This is a genomic window from Candidatus Dormiibacterota bacterium, from assembly GCA_036495095.1.
Classification (GTDB): Bacteria; Chloroflexota; Dormibacteria; order Aeolococcales; family Aeolococcaceae; genus CF-96.
In genome coordinates, this window is the sequence record DASXNK010000141.1 from 1 (window position 1) to 4,114 (window position 4,114).

Here is a 4,114-nt window from a genome sequence, read left to right on the forward strand (position 1 = left end):
ACCGGCAGGTAGTTGACGACCACGTCGGTGCCGGTGTCCCTGAGGATGCCGACGATGTCGGCGGTGGACCCGGGCGCCTTGGTGATCACCTCGCTGAGGTACTTGCCGAGGCCGTCGTGGGTCATGCCGCGCTGCACGACCACGTCGGTGGGGGGCACGTCGGTGAACTTCACGGTGTTGTTCTGGCCGCACCAGATCGCCTCGCTGAGCTCCTTGCCCACCTTGGTGGCGTCGATGTCGAATGCGGCCGAGAACTCGATGTCGCTCACGTGGTAGCCGCCGAGGTCGACGTGCATCAGACCGGGGACGAAGGCCGCCGGGTCGGCGTGCCGGTAGTACTCCACCCCCTGTATCAGCGACGACGCGCAGTTGCCGACGCCGATGACCGCCACTCTCACCCTGTCACTCATATCCGAGCCCCCCATGTGGGTGTGTCCGTCAGTCGGCGTCACCCTGGGCCGCCCTCCTGAACGCCGCCCCACGTCCGCGCTGAGAGAGCGCTGAAGGCGCTGAACCGCCACCACCGGCCGGCCGCGGCGCGCGGCACTTCAGTCGCCGCTCAGCGGCTTAAGCGGAGTTTCAGGCGGGGCCAAGAGGCGCTTCACCGGCCCCGCTCAGGGTTGCGTCGACGGTCGGCAACGGAGGACGGGTGATGAGCACGCAGCACGAGTTCCGGATTCTCGGCCCCCTGGAGGTGTGGGACGGAGAGCGCAGTCTCACCCTGGGCGGAGTCGACCTCGAGCTGGCGAGCACCGTGGTCGCGGCGACGGCCGTGGGCGCCGCTCCGCCCGCCGCGCCGACCACTCCCGCCCCGACGGCTCCGGTCGCGGCCACCGCACCCGCCCCGGCACCCCGCCACCGCCGGTCGCGGACGCTGACCGGCGCGGTCGCGGCGGTGATCGCCGGTGGCTGCTTCGGCGGGCTGGGGCTCCACACCCTGCGGGCGAGCACCGCCGGCCCCGCGCAGGCGGCGGCACCGGCGCCGGCCCCGGTCGACACCTTCCCCAGCGCCGACGAGCAGCGGCTGATCAGGCAGTTCGGACAGGCGGTGACCGGCTGCCAGCGCTACCCCCACCACTACGCCAAGGCGCTGGCCGACGTCGAGTGCCACGCCACCGGCGACCACCCCGGCGCCGGCACCGTGCTCCTCCAGAGCTTCGCCACCTATGCCGACCTGGAGATGCACTTCCATCACGTCCTCTCGCTGACGATCCAGGCCGAGACCGGCCGGCCGGTGACCGCGGCCCACCACGGCGACTGCGCCGATCCGGGATCGGGGTTCTTCGCGCTCTCCAACCACCAGCGCCCGAACGCCACCACCGCCAACGGACACCTCGTCTGCTACGCGGACCACGCCGGCGTGCCCCACCTCGCCTGGACCGACGCGAGCCGGCTGGTCGTCGCCCAGGCGACCGGCGTCCCCGGACCTGCGGACAGGGCACAGTGCGGCCTGCTGACCTTCTGGCACGGCCTCTATCCGGAGGAGACGAGCCCGGCGCCGGCCGCCACCCAGCTCACCGCGACCAAGGTCGCCGCCACCAATCCGCCGGCGCCGCCGGTGCAGGTCCCGCTGGCAGCCGCACCCGCCCAGCGCCAGCTCGCGCCCACCCCGGCCGCCACCCCGGCGCCCGGCGCCGCCACCCCGGCCCGCACCGCCGCCGCGACCCCGGCTCCCACCCCGGCTCCGTCCACGACGAGCGGCCAGAGGAGCGGCGGCTGGGACCAGGGCTGGCAGGGCTGGTTCGGCGGCCACGGCCACGACTGACCCCCGACGCCACCCGCCGACAGACAACCCATCCGCCACGCCCCGCCCCGATTGCGGAGCACAACACCCGAGGAGGTACGCCATGTCCATCCAGAGTCGCATCGCAGGTCGCATCGCCGTCGTGGCCGTGGCCGCCGCGGCGGCGGCGGTCGGAGGCGCCGCCGTGGCCGCCCACGCCGCTCCCACGTCGCCGGGGCTCCACCCCGCCGCCACCACCACCGTCACCCAGCCGGCGGTGGCCGCGGCCCCCACGGTGGCCACGCCGGTCACCGCCGCGCCGCCGGACGTCGCCCGGCCGGCGGCTCCGGCGCCGGCCACGGTTTCCGCGCCGGTGGAGCAGGCGGAGGCCGCCGAACCGGCCGACGCCACCGAGGCGCCCGACGCCGCCGAGGCGCCGGAGACCGCCGCGGACGGCGACTGACCCCCGCGCCGCCGAGCGCCTCGTCCAATCCCCGCCAGACGGCCCCGGTGCAGACCGGGGCCGTTCTGCGGTGCGGAGGGAGGCCCGGGGCTGCCTAGACTGGCCACCGTGAGCAGCCCTCCCGACAGCCGCGAGCTGCGCCGCGCCGGGCTGACCGCCCTCGGCTGGAGCGCGCTGCTCTGGCTCCCCGCCGGGGTGCTGGTGGCGGTCGGGGTGACCAGCACCGGCCGCGCCGGCACCGGCTATCCCGAGGCGGTGCTGAGCTTCATCGTCGACGAGGCCGGGGTGGGCTACTGCTTCGTGGTCATGGCCATCGCCTGCGGCGTCGGCTACCCGATCGCCCAGCTGCGCCGGCCGGCGCTGCCCCCCGGCCTCCTCGAATCGCAGATCTTCGCGGCGATCGTCTACACCGCGATGCTGCTGGTGTCGCTCCCCCTCGAGGCGGTGCTCCTCCAGGGGATCGGCCTGCAACCCGGCCGCGCCGCCCTCACCGCCATCGTCCTGCCGCCCAAGCTGGCCGCCGCGGTGGTCGCCGCCGGCGCCGTCTACCCCTGGTACCTCGGCCGGCGCGACCGCTCCTGACCCTCACAGGACCGAGGTTGCCAGGGGGCGGGCGATGTGGCAAGCTGGGACGGTTAAGGCTACTTTGTCGATCCGAATTGTCACCAATAGGTCAGGCCAAGGAGACCCGATGTCCAACCGAACCCCAGCCCTCGTCACCACCGAGTGGGTCGCCGAGCGCCTCGGCGATCCCGGCATCCGCATCGTCGAGGTGGACGAGGACGCCTCGGCCTACCACGCCAGCCACATCCCGGGGGCGGTCGGCCTCGACTGGCGGAAGGACCTCCAGGACGGCACCCGCCGCACCTTCGTCTCCCGCGAGGGATTCGAGCAGCTGCTCGACCGCACCGGCATCACCAACGACACCCACGTGGTCCTCTACGGAGGCTCCAACAACTGGTTCGCCGCCTACGCGTACTGGTACTTCCAGATCTACGGCCACGGGCGGGTCAGCCTGATGGACGGCGGCCGCAAGCGCTGGGAGCTGCAGCACCGGCCGCTGACCTCCGAGCCGACCAGGGTCACCCCGACGCGCGGCTACCGCGCCCAGGGGGCCGACGGCAGCATCCGCGCCCGGCGCGAGCTGGTGCTCGACCAGTACGTCGGCGCCGCCGGCGGCCGCGCCCTCGTGGACGTGCGCTCGCCCGAGGAGTTCCGCGGCGAGAGGCTCGCCCCCGAGCACCTGCCCGGCGAGTCGGCGCAGGTTCCCGGTCACATCCCCGGGGCGGTGAACATCCCCTGGGCGAAGGCGGTGAACCCCGACACCGGTGCCTTCCTGCCGGCCGACGAGCTGCGCCGGCTGTACGCCGCGGAGGGCGTCACCGCAGACAAGCAGGTGGTCGCCTACTGCCGCATCGGCGAGCGCAGCGCCCACACCTGGTTCGTGCTCCACGAGATCCTCGGCTTCGCCGAGGTCCGCAACTACGACGGCTCCTGGACAGAGTACGGCTCGCTCATCGACGTCCCCGTCGAGAGGAGCGTCGCCGTCGCCGGCCGGGCGTAGGTCCGTGCCGTGGGTGGCGGCGCCGCGGAGGCGTCGCCACCCACCCCGGCTGCGGCGCCTAGCCCTGCTCGACGGTCACCGGGATGCGCCGCGGCTGCGCCTTGGGCGCGGTCGGGACGCGCACGGTGACCACGCCGTTGGCGAAGCTCGCCCGGGCGTCGTCGGTGCGGAGATCGGGTCCGAGGCCGACCTGGCGGAACAGGCGACCCAGGTAGCGCTCCTGGCGCACGTAGTGCCGGCCCCCGGCCTGGCCGCCCTGGCCGTTGCCGCCGTCCTGTGCTTGGTCGCGGTGCTGGGCGTCGATGCTGAGCATGTCGCCCTCGAAGCTCACCGACACCTCCTCCGGGCTGAAGCCGGGCACCGA

At 74.1% G+C, this 4,114-nt stretch carries 6 protein-coding genes; 4 read left to right on the top strand and 2 right to left on the bottom strand.

Annotated features, from left to right (window positions below; all coding sequences use genetic code 11):
* On the bottom strand, positions 1 to 410 hold a 410-nt coding region (locus VGL20_14355), incomplete at its 3' end, for an inositol-3-phosphate synthase (protein ID HEY2704864.1).
* A gap of 242 nt (positions 411 to 652) precedes the next feature.
* Between VGL20_14355 and VGL20_14360 the strand changes: the two genes are divergently transcribed.
* From VGL20_14360 to VGL20_14375, 4 genes are all read left to right on the top strand, one after another.
* Positions 653 to 1,765, top strand: coding sequence for a hypothetical protein (locus tag VGL20_14360; GenBank protein HEY2704865.1), 1,113 nt, complete (start codon positions 653 to 655; stop codon positions 1,763 to 1,765).
* 82 nt (positions 1,766 to 1,847) lie between these two features.
* Positions 1,848 to 2,186 carry a hypothetical protein gene (locus tag VGL20_14365; protein HEY2704866.1) on the top strand — a complete coding sequence of 113 codons (339 nt, stop codon included), beginning with the start codon at positions 1,848 to 1,850 and terminating at the stop codon, positions 2,184 to 2,186.
* A gap of 108 nt (positions 2,187 to 2,294) precedes the next feature.
* A complete protein-coding gene (locus VGL20_14370) occupies positions 2,295 to 2,768 on the top strand; it encodes a hypothetical protein (GenBank protein ID HEY2704867.1) in 474 nt (157 codons plus the stop codon).
* Positions 2,769 to 2,877: 109 nt separating this feature from the next.
* Positions 2,878 to 3,750, top strand: coding sequence for a sulfurtransferase (locus VGL20_14375; protein HEY2704868.1), 873 nt, complete (start codon positions 2,878 to 2,880; stop codon positions 3,748 to 3,750).
* Positions 3,751 to 3,808: 58 nt separating this feature from the next.
* Here the strand turns inward: VGL20_14375 and VGL20_14380 are convergent.
* On the bottom strand, positions 3,809 to 4,114 hold a 306-nt coding region (locus VGL20_14380; protein ID HEY2704869.1), incomplete at its 5' end, for an Hsp20 family protein.

What these genes read in the sequence shown, in the direction of transcription:
- VGL20_14360 (HEY2704865.1), top strand. Translation starts at nt 653, where the DNA reads ATGAGCACGCAGCACGAGTTCCGGATTCTCGGCCCCCTGGAGGTGTGG.
- VGL20_14365 (HEY2704866.1), top strand. Translation starts at nt 1,848, where the DNA reads ATGTCCATCCAGAGTCGCATCGCAGGTCGCATCGCCGTCGTGGCCGTG.
- VGL20_14375 (HEY2704868.1), top strand. Translation starts at nt 2,878, where the DNA reads ATGTCCAACCGAACCCCAGCCCTCGTCACCACCGAGTGGGTCGCCGAG.